The sequence below is a fragment of the Vibrio rhodolitus genome (genome assembly GCF_003350325.1).
In the GTDB taxonomy this organism is placed as follows: domain Bacteria; phylum Pseudomonadota; class Gammaproteobacteria; order Enterobacterales; family Vibrionaceae; genus Vibrio; species Vibrio rhodolitus.
This window is the reverse complement of record NZ_QLYZ01000014.1, coordinates 1-16,992: the sequence shown is the minus strand read 5'-3', so window position 1 is coordinate 16,992 and position 16,992 is coordinate 1. Positions and strand designations below refer to the sequence as shown.

The window sequence follows — 16,992 nt, the reverse complement described above, 5'->3', positions numbered from 1 at the left end:
TCTCTTAAGCTAAATATTTGTTGTGTTTTGATGCCCAAGATAAAGCGTGCCCCTATTGGGGCACGCAAATGTGATTAAGCTTCAGCAAGTTCCTTCTTTGCTGGTGCCTCTGCCGCTTCTGGCTCAACTTCTTTTAGACGAGCTGTAAAGTGGCGCAGTACTGCTGGCTCGTAAGTGAAATCCAAACCTTTCACGTTGCTGGCGTTTTCTTTCACTTTCTCGAATGCTTCGATAACGAAATCCATGTGTGTTTGGGTGTAAGTTGCACGTGGAATCGTTAGACGTAGCAGCTCTGCTGGACATGGGTGTTGCTTACCTGTTGCAGGGTCGCGACCTAGTAGCATTGAACCGATCTCAACCGCACGGATACCCGCTACTTTGTAAAGCTCACAAGCTAGAGCGTGTGCTGGGAATTGATGCGCTGGAATATGTGGCAGTAGTTTACCTGCATCAACGAATGCCGCGTGACCACCAGCTTGCTGACAAACAACACCGATTGCTTCCAAACCATTTACCAAGTATTCGATTTGGTTGATACGGTAAGCAAGCCACTCTTGACGCATACCGTCACGTAGACCAACCGCTAGACGCTCCATTGCGCCGCCTTCTAGACCACCGTATGTTGGGAAGCCTTCTTGAACCACACAAAGAGTACGACACTCAGTGTACACATCCATGAATGATTCATCTTTGAAACAAAGTAGACCACCCATTTGTACCATGGCATCTTTCTTCGCTGACATCGCTAGACCATCAGCGTATTTGTAGGTTTCGTACGTGATTTGCTCAATTGTCCAATCTTTGTAGCCTTCTTCACGTTGCTGTACAAAGTAAGCGTTCTCTGCAAAGCGTGCTGAGTCCATAATCACTGGAATGCCGTATTTTTGCGCCATTTCGTATACTGCTTTCAAGTTAGCAATAGACACTGGCTGACCACCTGCTGAGTTACAAGTGATGGTACTTACGATGTAAGGTACGTTGTTTGGACCCGCTTCAAGAATCGCTGCTTCTAGCTTCTCTAAGTCAAAGTTACCTTTAAAGTCTGCTGTTACTGCAGTATCGAATGCTTCATCTGTGTACACGTTTTTCGCTACACAGCAGTTCACTTGCGTGTGACCTTGCGTGGTATCGAAGAAGTAGTTAGACAATGCAACCATCTTAGAACGATCTAGGCCGCGCTCTTTTTCTGCTTTCTTGATCAGTACCGGGATATAAATTTGCTCTGCACCACGACCTTGGTGAGTCGGAATAGTCAGGTCATAACCAAAGATTTCTTTCACTGCATTAGACAGTGCATAGTAGCTGCGGCTGCCGCTGTATGCTTCGTCACCACGCAGCATCGCTGCTTGCATTTCTTGAGTGATAGAGCCTGTGCCACTATCGGTTAGTAAATCGATAAACACATCTTCACTATCAAGCAGGAATGGGTTCATGCCCGCTTTTAGGATTGCTTCTTCACGGTACTCACGTGTGGTACGTTTTACTGGCTCAACAACGCGAATACGGAATGGTTCTGGTAGGTGTTTAAAGTTTTCCATGATAATACCTTTTATTTCTAAATTGTGCTTAAGCACTTTATTTTAAATATATTTACCCTCACCTTAATTTATTAAAGATGTAGGGCGTCAGACTAAATTTAAAAATTAAATTTAGTTATGAAGTTAGAGATTTAATTTAAATAACCAAAACAAAATCGAATAGAATGCCGAATACAATCAATTGGAGGAAATTGCATTTAGAGAAATTCAGATTTTGGATAGTTATACCATCAAGCTTGCAAAAGCCTGATGCGGCAAAGGCTGCCTAGATACGGTCGGAAGAAGGTAAGAATGATAGCGTATGGTCGCGGGTGTACCAAGCTAACGATGTTAGCCATATTTTGTATTGCATTTTGAGGTACATTGTCATCTTATGTTCCTTCTTTGAAAGCAATTAGTGGGTTGACGATTGCAGTATTCTACAGAGCGGCGGAATAATAAACTCAAATAAACGACAAATGTGATCTGCATAAAAAACCGTTCGAATTATGATTCAAAGATGTCGTAAGTATCACAATTGACTATATTTTAGTGATATTGCGCACTATTTAATTCAATCCTTATAATCCACCTACAAATAACTATAGCCCATTTAAATAAAATTATTAGTACCAAACAAAAGTAATCCAATCGTAACTTTTTATTTAGACTCTACTTATATTGAATTTCCTGATTTTTTTTACGATTATCTCTTGCAACTTAATCGGTATAAACTCACTTGCATATTAATGTGTACACTTCGCTTTCCGTGTCACAAACAGTTACATATTTACTATTTATTACTTTAAGTTCCGATCATTATGCAACAAAGCACTTTGGTTAAAACTGAGCTAACAACAAATTAGTTAATATAAGGGCTTGTATATAAAAGCGTAAAGCATCCAATGACTTATGTCACGGGGCTTAGCCCACTTCCATTGCAGCACTCACCCCACAACTCTATTAATATTTTTAACAGTGATAATAGATGTTATTTATCAAGGATACTTAAGTTATCGATTTCATTAAAAATTTATGGTTAAGAGTGATTTTTATTGTTGGTCGTTTTTTAACATCGTCAGTATTTTCTTACCGCACAATTACGTCTAAGCCGTCATTCCACATAGAAAGGAAAGCTTTGTCATAAGAACGGTGTTGATACCAATAAGATATAAAGGATGTACTACTCTATGAAGAAAAATGTTCCTAAATGGGTCACCACACTTTCACTACGATCGCTGCTGCTTCTCCCTCTTGCTCTCACTCTCGCTTTGTTTGCTGGCGTTCTAGTCTTGATGTACTCCAATTTGAATCACGTTCAAGAGCAATCGAATATTGTCACGCGCCAAGTTGAAAGTAGTGAAGCTGCCGCCAAACTTGACCAAAAATGGGCAAATGTCCGCATCCTAACGCGAGATATGCTCTATGGTGATGTCAATGTGATGAGCGACACGATGGAGAAAATAGAAGCCGAAGTTGCCGCTATCAATACCCTGATTGAAACTACGTTCCTAAATAATCCCCTCACCACAGATCAAGAGCGCATGGTGTTTGCGCGTATTTCTGAATCGATGACGGCGTACTTAGGCTTACTGCATCAATCAACCAAAACCTATCAGCAAATCTATGACCGTTGGTGGTTAGACACGCCACAAATGTGGAAACCATTATTCTATATGGTCAGTCAGGTAGAGGACTACTCGGTTGTCAACGATGACCTAGACACATTCACCTGGTCAGTAGAAGGTCAAAAACTGGTTAATAACCTCGACTACTTCTACTCTCGTTTGTCACAAATCATCTCAATGCGTGAACTGGTTGAAGTGGATTTAGTACGCATGTTCCACGATAACGCGTTGAAAACCATTAAACAGTTTAGCTATGTACCTGCAGTAGAAGAGTTTAATGACCTCACTTTCTCATCGTTTACTGAAACAATGAACTTCGCTATCGACTTGCTAGAGAAAGACGTCAGTGTTGAGCTACGCCGAATCGAGCACGCTGGAGATGTTCGCAGTGAGATCGAGAGCATCGTCAAACTCAATGCTGAGCAACGTCAACTTGCCATTCAAGCAAGCCATGACGCTGTTGATCAGTTAAGAACCATTCAAATTGCAGCATGGTTAATTGCCGCTCTTGTTGCAAGCGTAATGACGATCTATCTTGCTCATCATATTGTCGCAATCTTTAACCAGTTATCTGAATCACTCGGTGCGATGTCGAAAAAAGATCTCACAGTACATACCAAACTCACTGGTAAAAATGAGTTTTCTAAACTGGCAAAAGATATGGAAGCTTCAATGAAGACCATCTCTACTGTGATCAATGATGTGCGTGACCAAAGTAACGAAGTCTCCTCTTCGTCAACTGAGCTTGCCGCCGTGATGACAGAGGCTTCTGCAAATGCGCAAGAGCAAAACAGCCAAGTAGAGTTGATTGCAACCGCAGTGACTGAAATGTCGAGCTCATCAAGTGTAGTAGCGAAAACCGCAAAGCACACCGAATCGAAAGCCTCTTCTGCTCTGGAAGCCTGCTTTGATGGTCACGAAATTGTTGAGCAAAATAAAGAGAACGCTCAGGTTCTTACTAGCGAGCTAAATGAGACTGCCGAGGTGGTTGAAGAGCTTAAACAGCGCTGTCACCGCATTGGTGAAGTCGCCAGTGTGATCAACAGTATTTCTGAGCAAACCAACTTATTGGCACTCAATGCAGCGATTGAGGCGGCACGCGCAGGCGAATACGGTCGTGGTTTTGCGGTAGTTGCCGACGAAGTTCGCGCTCTAGCGGCAAAAACTCAGCAATCAACGGGGCGTATTCAGAACATTATCACTGAGCTGCAAACCAACTCAGATCTTGCTCAAGATCGCGTAGAGAGCTGCTTACAGCGTGTGGTTACGGTTCACCAATCTTCACAAGAAGCGGTTGAAAAGCTCTCCTCAATTCAAACCTCAGTTTCTGATATCACCAATAGCGCTTCTGAAATGTCGGTAGCGGCAGAGCAGCAAGCGCAAGCGGCTGAAGAGATCAGCTCTTCACTCAATGGCATTAAACACGTTATTGAGCAGAACTTAGTGGGCATTGGACAATCAAGCCAAGCATCTGCTTTCTTGTCTGAACTTGCTGAGACGCAAAGCCAAATGCTAAAAGAGTTTAAGCTGCAATAATTAAGCTCGCGATAAGCAAGCGCTTAGCCGCAAGTATCTTATAGAACAAAGGGTCGAAATATCGACCCTTTTACTTATCACTGGAGTAAGCACCAATCCTTATCACAAAGCAAAGCCTACCTTGCAAAGACTGAATGAGTCAGTTCTCGAAAATCAGATTGGGAAATGGCGCCTGTGGATACGCTCAGAAGTAGTAGCTTGCTGATAACGTGAAAGCACTGCTGCTTGTATAGCTATCGGCAACATACTTTATATTCGCACCGACACCCAATTCCGGCATCAGTTGATACTCCACTCCAACCGCGAGCATTAAACCCAGCTCACTGCTATTCGCCGTCGCTGTAAGGTTACCGCTTTGACCGCTCAAATCATATTGAGTGTACGTAACGCCACCTTTGAGTTTTAAATCCCAATCACGGTCGTTAGTCAACGAGAGGTTATAAACCGGAGCAAAATAAAACTGCTCAGCATCAAGAGTGGTTCGGTTTTGAGTAGTTGCCGTGCCCGTATATTGATTCTGCTGGTAGCCCGCTTCAAATGCCCAACTCTTATTAAGGACATAACCGCCATAGACACCCAGAAAAACATCATTTGAATCAGGGGTCACGACACGATTTTTAGCCGTATAAACTTTAATATCATGATCAGGCTGCGAGCGTCCCATTTCTAAGCCAAGGTACGGCGAAGCAGCGGCAGGGAACGAACAAGCAAGTAGAGAGAAAAGGCAAATTTTATTCATGTGATACACCCATTTAGCAAGCGGCGTATTGTATTGATGATCATATTGTTCGTTAACAACAATTTACTGCTTAAGTAGTAAGAATATTCTGACAAACCAAGCAGATAGACTGTTCCTTAAACAACACCCGCTCAATTTTTTGCTTTTGACAAAAACATTCCATCGTTAACCTGACAGTTCCACTTTCCTTTTAGATGGATTAAGCGTCTACTTATCAACAGGCTAGCAAGCTTTCCATATCGGTTTACAACAATCAAAAGCCAATTGATGGCTCATTTGGTGTTGTAATTATTTATGAGCCAGAATATATTATGAGCCATAACAGCATATGACCCACTTTAGTCGTTGAGGTATAACGATGACGCAGTATCTCTACACCCGCTTTTCGCCCAAGAATCAAGCCTATCAAGAGCAGGTTGCCGCGTTGCACGCTTTTGCACCTGATGCTAAACACATCGAAGACCAAGTTCGTGGATTTGTCCCTCCACTAGAGCGACCTGCATTTAAGCAGATGTTTGATGCCCTTCAAGATGGCGATACGGTTGTCGTCTGGTGGCTAACCGCATTTGGCAAAGACTTTAGCCAAGTTAACGCAACCGTTAGGCTGCTTTTAAGCCAAGGGGTGACACTGCAATTGATGTGTGAGCCCATTTGCTTTGAGCCAAATTCCCAACAAAGTGAAACCCTACTCAGTTTGCTGTTTGGCTATGAAAAAGTACAAACCATGCATCGCCTTTTTGCTGCCGAACAAGGGCGTCAAGCAATCAAAAATGATCCTCAGCTTTGGAATAAGAAATTCCGTGGTCGCCCTGCTGATCGCGCCAAGCACGAACAGATCGCAACCCTACTCTTAGAAGGACACACACTACAAAGTGTTGCCGAACAGTGTGATGTGAGCCTATCAACGGTGAAACGAGTTAAAGCCAAACTTAACCAAATTGATGATGAAGGCGGACTGAGACGCCGCGGACACATCCACCAGCGTGGTGGTGATGAATCGTGAATAAAGCTTTCGATATCAAAACCATACTGCTCGCCTGCCTGATCATTAGCGTTGGGCAATTGAGCATGGGATTAGTTTTTCCTTCTCTGCCTTGGATCGCTAAAGACTTCTCTATTTCACTCGACCAAGCGCAGTTGTTAGTAAGTATCTACTTACTTGGCTTTGGTCCATCGCAGTTTCTCTATGGTCCTATCTCTGATGCGCTTGGGCGTAAAGTAGTACTGTTAAGTGGTTTACTTATTGCCATGACTGGTCTGGTGATGATCATCTGCTTAAGTGACTCATTTACTGGCATGATTGCCGGACGTTTTCTGCAAGGACTCGGCACCGGCTGCTGCGCTGTGCTTGCTCGCGCCTCGACCCGCGATCGCTTTAATGGGCCAGATTTACCACTTGCGATGTCCTACATTGCCATGGCAGCCTCGATTACCCCACTATTTGCACCAGTTATTGGCGGTTTTATCAACTTCCATTTCGGCTGGAGCATGGTGTTCATTTCATTGCTTTGCTACGTATCACTGGCATGGGTGATTATCGCTTTTCGTTTTCAAGAGACCATTGCTCAGCGCTCAAAAGTACCTTCAGCGAAAAAGATGCTGCTGCAATACCGCGAGCTTATTACCTCACGTTATTTTATGAGCTTTGCCAGCATTGGTTGGCTTAACTTCGCCTTGATGATCACTACGGTTTCGGTAATGCCATTTATTATGCAGAACCAAATTGGCATGACATCTGACGAATACGCGATGTGGGCAATTATCCCTGCCCTTGGCATGCTTGCGGGTACCAGTATTTGTAATCGCATCCGCCCAATCATCGGCAGTAAAAAAATGCTGCTTTGGACGCCAGTATTGCACTTAAGCGCCGCAACTTGGCTGTTCTTCTGCCCTGTTGAGCCACTTTACTTGATGTTAGGGCAACTAATGATGATTCTAGGCAACGGTATTGCGATGCCAACTGCCCAAGCGATGGTGATGCAACCTTACAAAAAACACGCTGGCGCAGCGGCAGCCATGTCGGGCGGCGGTCAAATGGTGGTGTCATCTATTGTCAGTATGGTGTTGGTGCAATTAGGCTTAAGCCAAGCTTGGCACTTATCGCTGGTGATCGTGCTCTTCGCCACGATTACCTTAGCCAATATCTTGCGTGGTTTTAGTTGTCCTGAGCCGCAAGAAGCGTAACTCTATCAACTGATTAACCCGCTAATCCCAGCGGGTTAATTTTACACAAATCAAGTAAACCACTAAAAAATATAGAAATATTTCACACAATCAATACTAGAGCGAAGTCACAGACTCGTATTAAGATTTTGAAACATATTGAGAGATTTGTAATCATCAAGCGTTCCCATCAAGGATGTCGCTATGATTTCAGTCTCTCTTGTCGATGACCATATTATGGTTCGCTCAGGTTTTGCGCAGTTGTTGGCATGTGAGCCAGACATAAAAATCCACAGTGAATTTGATAACGCACATGAAGCCTATCGCGTGTTATCGGCATCCAATATTGACGTCGCGGTAATTGATATCTCAATGCCGGATGAAAGTGGTTTAGTTCTATTAGAGAAACTGCGCAAAAAACAGCCTGATCTCAAAGCGATTATTCTTAGCATTTATGATTCCGCTTCATTTGTGAGTAAAGCGATTGAGGTCGGCGCGTTTGGCTATTTATCAAAGCGCTGCGGACCTGAAGAGTTAGTCACCGCTATTCGCAAAGTTGCGTCAGGCGATCACTATTTATGTACCGACGCACTCATCAATCTGAGTAACGCCTCCTCTTCGCCTTCGGTACTTAAAGAACTGACTAAGCGCGAACGTGAAGTATTTGATCATTTAATTCAGGGACTCGATGTTAAAGAGGTCGGCAATAAACTCTCGATCAGCCACAAAACCATTCATGTTCATCGTGCCAATATTTTGAGTAAGCTAAATCTCACCAATAACGTTGATCTGATTCGCTTTGCCCTGCAGCACAAATTGCTGAGTGATGAAGTTGTATGAGCGAACTAGCGCGGCGGCAACATTTACCAAAACTGATTTTAACCCACGGTTTTAGTTACACTTTTGCCATTCTGGGTTATGTGATCTGTTGGTTCTGCTTATGGAATGTCAGCCTTTACCTTTCCCACGACATTCTGTTAGCAGGCTTATTACTGCCAACTGGCTTTAAACTCACCATTTATACCCTAACCACACGCAAGTTGTGGCCTTGGTTCACCATGGCTGAAATCCTACTGGTGTGGAGTTTAATTAAGCTCACTGGCGAGCCGCTTTACGGTTATCTACTGATTCTGTTTACCTGTTTTAACCACGCGATTGCGGTCGTTTTCCAAACCATTTGGCGACCGTTACAAATCTATTGGCAACGCCTGCTTGCCCTATGTGGGTTAGTCGTCACTTACGCACTGGCTTGCGCAATTGCTTTACTGCTGCTCACCAAACCCATTGGGCTTGGTGCACTTTATTCCTTCAAAGGCGGCATCGCGGCGCTTACAGGCGGCATCTTACTTGCTCCTTTTTTCTATCTGGTTTACGACTACCTATTACGCCAAGTATGGCAACCGCTCACGCCAACTTTAATTCATCAAGAAGTGTCGTTACGTGCTTCGGCATTAGTCTGGTGTCTACTCTTTTTCGCCATTGGTCTGTTTACTGAGCTCACCCTACTTGAGCAGATGAAACCATTGGCACTACTGATCTTCTTATTGCCTAACATCTTTATGGCTTATCGCTATGGCTGGCAAGGTGGCGTGCTTGCTAGCGTGATGAACAGTATTCTGCTTGCTACGGCGCGCCAAGTAACCGGGTCATTTGGTAGTGATTTAGAACTGCAAACTTTTATCTCAACTCAGGCTCTGATTGGCTTGGGGCTAGGTATTGCCATCAGCAGGCAGTACTTCCTCGCCCAGCAACTTCACCGAGCTAATAAAAAGTTGGAGCAAGAGCTGGCAAGCAAACAACAGTTAGCCAGACAATTGGTTCACGTAGAAGAAGACATTCGCAAATCGGTTGCCCGTGAGCTGCATGATGAAATCGGGCAAAACATTACTGCGATTCAAATTCAGTCGATGCTGACCAAACGGCTTGCTAAAGACGAACAGCAGATCAACATCGCCAATACCACTAATGAACTCGCTCTGCGAATTCACAATTCCACTCGGCAACTGCTTAAGCAGCTTCGTCCTCACGCACTCGATGAACTCGGGCTCGAGAGTGCCATTCGCCAACTGGCAGCAGAAATGCGCTTTGATGAACGCGGCATCGATTTCCGCCTCAATTTTGGCATCTTTGCCGACCGTCTCGATGACATTACTGCGGTAACCCTCTACCGCATCGTGCAAGAGCTACTGAATAACACCTGTAAGCACGCAGAGGCGACTCAAGTGCAACTGTCATTAGTACCAGGCGATCGCTTTAGTCTCGAACTGCGGGACAACGGCATTGGTCTGCCTGATAACTGGCGACTCAAAGGACAGGGCTTAAAAGGCATTGAAGAGCGAATTAGTGCGCTCGGTGGCACCATGAGCATCACTTCTAACTCATTGGGTAGCCGAATATTTGTTAACTTACCCACAAAACACAAAACACCTCCGCCAAACTAGGAAATTTTCCTAGTGATATATAAAACCGTCCAATTCATTTCAGTTATGGCTTGGTTACCATTCTTTCATGCCAAGGAGAGGAGCTCGTGTTAACAGCGAACAAAAACCTAAATCAGATTGACGAAACGTACCGTTACTGGCGGCTTCACTTGATGATGGTGATGTATGTTGGCTACGGCGTTTTCTACTTTACTCGCAAGAGCCTGAACTTTGCGATGCCAAGTATGATCACCGATTTAGGCTTAGACACGGCTGATATTGGTATTTTGGGAACGCTTTTTTACATCACTTATGGCGTGTCTAAATTTCTCTCTGGCATGGTAAGTGACCAGACCAAGCCTGCTTATTTTATGGGGCTTGGGCTGATCTTTACCGGCGTTATCAATATTGCTTTTGGTTTGAGCTCTTCCCTGTTTGCCTTCGCGGTGCTTTGGACATTGAACGCGTTGTTTCAGGGTTGGGGATGGCCACCGTGTGCCAAGTTGCTCACCAGTTGGTACTCACGTTCTGAACGGGGCTTTTGGTGGTCAATTTGGAACACTTGCCACAACTTAAGTGGCGCGATCATTCCAATCAGTATCGGTTTCGCCGCTGTCACTTGGGGCTGGCGCTTTGGCTTTATTCTTCCCGGCTCATTGGCAGTTTTAGTGGGGATAGTGCTTTGTTTTCGCTTGCGAGATAAGCCTAGTTCGATGGGGTTACCTACCGTTGGCGAATGGCGAGATGACCAACTGGAAAAAGTGCACGAGACGGAAGGTAAAGGGCTGCCATTTTGGCAAGTAGTAAAAACCTATGTACTGGGCAACAAATACATTTGGTTACTGTGCAGCTCTTACTTGCTGGTATATGTGGTACGCATTGCAATCAATGATTGGGGCAACCTCTACCTAACCCAACGCCACCAATACCAGTTGTTTAGCGCCAATGGCGTGGTCGCCATGTTTGAAATTGGAGGATTTCTTGGCTCGCTGTTTGGTGGCTGGGGTTCAGACAAATTCTTCCACGGTAATCGTGCACCAATGATTTTGTTGTTCGCACTGGGGATCTTTGTTTCTGTTGCCGCGTTATGGCTCACCCCACTAGATAATTTCATCATTTTGTCAGGCTGTTTTTTTGCGATTGGTTTCTTTGTCTTTGGTCCACAAATGATGATTGGTATGGCCGCGGCGGAGTGTTCACACAAAGATGCGGCTGGCACCGCGACAGGCTTTGTAGGTCTATTTGCCTACATTGGTGCTGCGCTAGCGGGTTACCCACTCGCACTCATAATTGACCAGTTTAACTGGGAAGGATTTTTCAGCGTAATTACGCTCTCGGCAGCACTAATTGGCTTGTTGATCCTTCCTTTTGTTAAAGCTCAGCAACGGGCAGGGATAGCCATAACCTAACTTAATAAATTCCCTCTCGTTGTTTTTATACCGCAAGGACTTACCAACCCTACAGTTGGATACAACAAGAGGAAATAACATGAAAGTTGGAACAAAACGCAGCTTACTCTCAGCCTGCATCCTTGGTGCGGCAATGGCAGCTCCGCAAGCCATGGCAGATGGTCGCTTGGTCGTTTACTGCAGTGCGACCAATGCTATGTGTGAAGCAGCAACCAAAGCTTTCTCTGAAAAATACGATGTAAAAACATCATTTGTCCGTAACGGTTCTGGCAGTACCTTGGCGAAAATCGACGCTGAGAAGAAGAACCCACGTGCAGACGTATGGTATGGCGGTACACTCGATCCTCAATCTCAAGGTGGTGAGATGGATCTGTTACACGCTTACAAATCTCCTCAACTTGAATTCATCATGGATGACTTCAAAGATCCAGCCAAACGCAAGGGCAACTACTCTTCGGCAGTTTACATGGGTATTCTTGGCTTTGGTGTCAATAAAGACCGCTTGGCAGAAAAGGGGCTTGAAATTCCACGCTGTTGGAGCGACCTAACCAAGCCAGAATACGCCGGTGAAATCCAAATCTCGGACCCACAAAGCTCTGGTACTGCTTATACTGCGCTCGCAACCTTTATCCAGCTATGGGATGAAGACAAAGCGTTTAACTACTTTAAAGATCTAGACAAAAACGTTTCTCAGTACACCAAATCTGGTGTTACCCCTTCTCGTAACGCAGCGCGTGGCGAAGTGGCTATCGGTATCGGCTTCTTACACGACTACTCTCTAGAGCAATCAAAAGGTGCACCACTTGAGCTGATCTCACCTTGTGAAGGTACCGGCTACGAAATTGGTGGTGTGAGTATCATCAAAGGTGCGCGTAACCTAGACAACGCACAGAAGTTCCTTGATTTTGTACTATCGAAAGAAGGTCAGGAAACTGCATGGAAAAAAGGTAAATCTTTCCAAATCTTAACCAATACAACCGCAGAACAGTCACCAAACGCTCTTGATCCAAACACGCTTGAGCTCATTGACTACGACATGGAGACATATGGTTCATCAGACGAACGTAAACGCTTGATCAACAAGTGGGTTAACGTCGTCAAGATGGGTCAATAATCCAACTGTGTGGGTGATGGTATTCGCCATCACCCTACTCGCTCATGAATCTAGGTATTTATTATGAACGAACTCACCGCGCACATTAGCCCTGAATCTACTAAGCGCGATCCAGTATTTTACTGGCTAGTGAGCTTAGTAGTAGCTTTCGTCCTTCTTCCTGTTTTCGCTCTCGACTATGGATTGCTCGACTCAACTTCCGATGAGTTTCGTGCTGCCATGGGTTGGAGCAGTTTAAATATTTCGTGGTTATGGTTCGCCCTACCTGCAGTCTTGTTGCTGCGCCCGATTCAAGCGCAAAACAAATACGCCAAACTTCGCCATCAATTTGATATTGGCTATTCGGCATTTTGTATGTTGTTTGTGGTCATCTCATCTTGGTACACCGGACAAGGGATGGGATATGCGACCATCGCCCTGTTTATCGTGCTTGGCGCAGTGATGACTCTCGCCTTCTCTCGCTTGGAATACCTTGGCGGTGATGTCTTTGTTATTGGCTCGCTGATTTCGATCATTTTGCTCATCACTGTCTTTATCATCTACCCTAGCTTCGCCATCTTCGTGCCAATGTTCGAAGATGACATGGGTAACTTTGTTGCCTGGCAGTTTGTCGATATTCTTAGCAGCTCTCACATCATCCGCATCATATTTAACTCGGTTGGTCTGGGTGTTGCGGTAGGTATTGGTGCGACCTTCTTTGGCTTGATTTTCGCTATTTACACCACACGTATTGCGGAACGCAGTGCATTCATTGCGCGTATTTTCTCAATTTTACCTATTGTTACCCCACCATTTGTGGTCGGTCTGGGTGTAACCTTGATGCTCGGTCGTTCCGGCTATATTACTGAACTGATGGTTGACTGGTTTGGCTTACAACAAACTAACTGGTTGTATGGCTTTACCGGGATTTGGCTGGCACAAGTGCTGGCGTTTGCTCCGATGTCATTTATGATCTTAGATGGCGCGATGAAATCATTGCATCCATCATTAGAAGAAGCGTCTTACACTCTGCGTGCCAACCGCTATCAGACTTTCTTCAAGATAGTGATGCCGCTGCTTAAACCGGCGTTAGCCAACAGCTTCTTGATTATTTTTGTTCAGTCACTGGCTGACTTTAGTAACCCATTAGTCCTTGGCGGCAGCTTTGACGTACTGGCGACACAAATCTACTTCTACATTGCCGGTGCGCAGCTCGACTATGCTTCAGCAAGTACGCTTGGCGCAGTTCTACTGTTGTTCTCATTAGCGATCTTCGTTGTTCAATACCTCTGGATTGGTAAACGCTCATACGTGACGATTTCGGGTAAGTCATACCGTGGTGACGTACAGCCATTGCCAACGACCTTAAAACACACCGTATCAGGTTTGCTCTACTTCTGGATGGCATTCAACATCCTACTTTACGGCAGCATCTTCTACGGCAGCTTCACCGTGAACTGGGGGGTGGATTACAGCTTAACGTTCGCTAACTACCTCAACCTATTCGGCAGTGGCTTTAGTGAAGGTGCATGGCCATCGCTTATCACTACCATGATTTACGCAGGCGTCGCCGCGCCACTGACCGCTTTCTTTGGTCTGCTTATCGCTTACATCGTGGTGCGTCAGCAGTTCCATGGTAAGAAGGTTATCGAATTTGCCACTATGCTTTGTTTTGCTGTCCCAGGTACGGTAGCAGGTGTGTCATACATCTTAGCGTTTAACGATGCGCCCATGTATCTAACTGGTACCGCTGCCATCGTGGTGATTTCAATGGTAATGCGTAACGTACCTGTCGGTATTCGTTCGGGGATTGCAGGGCTTGGTCAACTTGATAAAGCGCTGGATGAGGCCTCGCTCAGTCTGCGCGCCAACTCGCTCAAAACCATTACGCATATTCTATTACCGCTACTGCGCCCAGCGATTCTATCCACACTGGTGTTTAGCTTTGTGCGCGCGATGACGACCGTCAGTGCGATCATTTTCTTGGTGACCCCAGAAACTCGCGTCGCAACCTCATACATTCTTAACCGTGTTGAGGATGGTGAATACGGCATTGCCATCGCCTATGGCTCAATTCTGATTGTTGTCATGTTAGCCATTATTTTAATTTTTGATTTTCTTGTCGGTGAAGCGCGCGTCTCGCGTTCCAAAGCCAATAACCAAGAGTAGCAATTGGAGATATAACTCATGGAAAAAGAAAACTTTGTAGTCCTTAAAAATGTCTGCAAGCGCTTTGGGGATAAGACCGTTATCGGCGATTTAGACCTTGAGATTAAAAAAGGCGCACTCGTCACCCTATTAGGTCCTTCTGGTTGCGGTAAAACCACGGTATTGCGTTTGGTCGCGGGTCTTGAGAAACCAACCAGTGGACAGATTTTTATCGACGGTGAAGATGTCACTAACACTTCGATTCAACACCGCGATATCTGTATGGTGTTTCAGTCCTATGCCCTCTTCCCGCACATGTCACTGGCGGATAACGTCGGCTATGGTCTTAAAATGCTCGGGATGGAAAAAGCCGAGATCAAGCAACGCGTCAATGACGCACTAAAACTGGTCGATCTCGAAGGTTTTGGCGAACGCTACGTTGACCAAATCTCTGGTGGTCAGCAGCAGCGTGTCGCACTTGCACGTGCGCTGGTACTCAAACCGAAAGTACTACTGTTCGACGAACCGCTGAGTAACCTTGATGCTAACTTGCGCCGCAATATGCGTGAGACCATCCGTGAACTGCAACAGCGCTTTAATATCACCTCACTTTACGTGACTCATGACCAAGCGGAAGCGTTCGCAGTGTCTGATACGGTTATCGTAATGAAAGATGGTGACATCATGCAGCAAGGTACACCAACAGAGTTGTATCAACATCCTGCATCAATGTTTATGGCGAACTTCATGGGTGAAGCCAACATGTTTAGTGGTGAGTTCGATGGCGAATATATCGATATTCACGGCTATCGCTTGAAAGCCAACCAAGACAACGTAGCTAATATTGAAGCTGGTCACTACGAAATTGGTGTGCGACCTGAGGCGATCTTACTTACTGAAGACGGCGACGCTTGTCAGCAGTGCCAAGTGAGCAGCTTTGCGTATATGGGCTCGATGTACGAAGTGGTGGTGCAGTGGCAAGGGCATGAGTTGCTATTGCAACTTAACTCATCGCAATTCGATGCGAGCTACGCTGACCATGCCTATTTAACCATTAACCCTAACGGGGTGTTCTTACTTCCTAAAGCGCCAAAAGAGTAAGTTATTACGTTTTAACACCTTGCCATTGGTATAGCCGCTTACATCCAAATCCCTCTGTAAGCGGCCTTTTTATATCTGATTCAAAGCTCTCACAAGTTGTTACTTTTAAGTTATCAAACAGATGAGCGTAATGTCGCAAAACATAAGCCTTCCTAGCCACATGTATACAAAGTAAAGTATGATTGTTTTATAAAAGGAATGAATTTATTGAGAGTGAACGCCGCCTATGGCAAATCTAAAAAACTCCGTTGCGAAAAATATTAAAACCAAAATCGCCGGACAAACCCAAGACGACGTTGTTTATTGCCACATCTTTGACGCCATCCTTGAGCAACGTTTGCCACCAGCAACAAAACTCAACGAAGAAGCACTCGCGGAAATCTTTGGTGTCAGCCGTACCATTATTCGCCGAGCTTTATTCAGACTGTCCATGGAGCACGTGGTGAGTATTCGCCCGAATAAGGGAGCAATGGTTGCTGCGCCGACCAAAGATGAAGCGAAGCAGATCATTAAAGCGCGTGAAGTGCTTGAATTGGCGATCACTGAGTTAGCAGTGACTAACGCGACGCCAGCCAAACTCGCGGAATGTCGCCAATTGGTGAAAGAAGAAAATCAAGCCTTCCACAATGGCGACTATGGTAAAGGTTTACGTCTCTCGGGCGAATTCCATATTCAACTCGCTGAAATGGCAAACAATACGCCTCTGCTCGCTTTTCAACGCAGCTTAGTGTCGCAAACCTCACTACTGATTGCCCAATACGAGACAGGCAACCACGCCAACTGCTCGCAAGATGAACATACCAACTTACTTGATGCGATAGAAGCAGGTGACAGTGAGCACGCAGTGGCACTGATGCAAGAGCACATCAACCATATCCGCTCTAAATTGAATTTGGATAGCCACCTTGCCTCCAACGATTTACATGTTGTCTTTTCTGACATACTAAAAAGTCGTTAACCCGCAACAAGCACACCTCACTTCTAAGCCCAGCAGTGCGTTGGGCTTTTTTGTGTATTGAACTAATGAATTAACCCCATGTGTCTACTTTTATGGGGTCATACCATCCCGCATCCCGCATCCCGCATCCCACATCCCGCATTCCGCATCCTGCATCCCGCCTCACGCACACCGACTACTGCACCCCAGCCTAGTGTATACATCCAAAATCACCACGCGTATCCACATAGAACACTTACCACCACCTACTCAGTGATCCAACTGCTACTATCCGTACCAC

13 protein-coding genes are annotated in these 16,992 nt (G+C 45.3%); 11 read left to right on the top strand and 2 right to left on the bottom strand.

Annotated elements, in window-relative coordinates:
• Positions 1-74: 74 nt before the first annotated feature.
• Entirely contained in the window at positions 75-1,538 is a 1,464-nt protein-coding gene (gene tnaA, locus DPF93_RS13600) for a tryptophanase (protein ID WP_114766671.1), read from the bottom strand.
• A 1,169-nt stretch (positions 1,539-2,707) separates the two neighbouring features.
• Here tnaA and DPF93_RS13595 point away from each other — a divergent pair.
• Positions 2,708-4,681 carry a methyl-accepting chemotaxis protein gene (locus tag DPF93_RS13595; RefSeq protein ID WP_164675366.1) on the top strand — a complete coding sequence of 658 codons (1,974 nt, stop codon included), beginning with the start codon at positions 2,708-2,710 and terminating at the stop codon, positions 4,679-4,681.
• 184 nt (positions 4,682-4,865) lie between these two features.
• Here DPF93_RS13595 and DPF93_RS13590 read toward each other — a convergent pair whose 3' ends face one another.
• Positions 4,866-5,420, bottom strand: a complete 555-nt coding sequence (locus DPF93_RS13590; protein WP_114766669.1) for an AcfA family outer membrane beta-barrel protein — start codon at positions 5,418-5,420, stop codon at positions 4,866-4,868.
• A gap of 358 nt (positions 5,421-5,778) precedes the next feature.
• Here DPF93_RS13590 and DPF93_RS13585 point away from each other — a divergent pair, with 358 nt between their 5' ends.
• The 10 genes from DPF93_RS13585 to DPF93_RS21375 form a co-directional block, all read left to right on the top strand.
• Positions 5,779-6,423, top strand: a complete 645-nt coding sequence (locus DPF93_RS13585) for a recombinase family protein (RefSeq protein WP_114766668.1) — start codon at positions 5,779-5,781, stop codon at positions 6,421-6,423.
• On the top strand, positions 6,420-7,604 hold the full coding sequence (locus DPF93_RS13580) for a multidrug effflux MFS transporter (RefSeq protein WP_114766667.1): 1,185 nt from the start codon (positions 6,420-6,422) through the stop codon (positions 7,602-7,604). The genes DPF93_RS13585 and DPF93_RS13580 overlap by 4 nt, the downstream gene beginning before the upstream one ends.
• A gap of 183 nt (positions 7,605-7,787) precedes the next feature.
• Positions 7,788-8,423 carry a response regulator gene (locus DPF93_RS13575; RefSeq protein WP_114766666.1) on the top strand — a complete coding sequence of 212 codons (636 nt, stop codon included), beginning with the start codon at positions 7,788-7,790 and terminating at the stop codon, positions 8,421-8,423.
• Positions 8,420-10,024 (top strand): signal transduction histidine-protein kinase/phosphatase UhpB, encoded by a 1,605-nt coding sequence (gene uhpB, locus DPF93_RS13570; protein WP_114766665.1) that lies wholly within the window; start codon positions 8,420-8,422, stop codon positions 10,022-10,024. Before DPF93_RS13575 ends, uhpB begins: the two co-directional genes overlap by 4 nt.
• Before the next feature lie 86 nt (positions 10,025-10,110).
• Positions 10,111-11,412: an MFS transporter family glucose-6-phosphate receptor UhpC gene (gene uhpC, locus DPF93_RS13565; protein WP_208638791.1), complete on the top strand. Its 1,302-nt coding sequence runs from the start codon at positions 10,111-10,113 to the stop codon at positions 11,410-11,412.
• Positions 11,413-11,491: 79 nt separating this feature from the next.
• A complete protein-coding gene (locus DPF93_RS13560) occupies positions 11,492-12,526 on the top strand; it encodes an ABC transporter substrate-binding protein (RefSeq protein WP_075648385.1) in 1,035 nt (344 codons plus the stop codon).
• Between the two features lie 63 nt (positions 12,527-12,589).
• Positions 12,590-14,674 carry an ABC transporter permease gene (locus DPF93_RS13555; RefSeq protein ID WP_114766664.1) on the top strand — a complete coding sequence of 695 codons (2,085 nt, stop codon included), beginning with the start codon at positions 12,590-12,592 and terminating at the stop codon, positions 14,672-14,674.
• Positions 14,675-14,692: 18 nt separating this feature from the next.
• On the top strand, positions 14,693-15,754 hold the full coding sequence (gene fbpC, locus DPF93_RS13550) for a ferric ABC transporter ATP-binding protein (protein ID WP_075648389.1): 1,062 nt from the start codon (positions 14,693-14,695) through the stop codon (positions 15,752-15,754).
• Between the two features lie 226 nt (positions 15,755-15,980).
• Entirely contained in the window at positions 15,981-16,712 is a 732-nt protein-coding gene (locus DPF93_RS13545) for a GntR family transcriptional regulator (RefSeq protein WP_114766663.1), read from the top strand.
• A 78-nt stretch (positions 16,713-16,790) separates the two neighbouring features.
• A partial coding sequence (locus DPF93_RS21375; protein WP_208638790.1) for a hypothetical protein occupies positions 16,791-16,992 on the top strand: 202 nt, incomplete at its 3' end.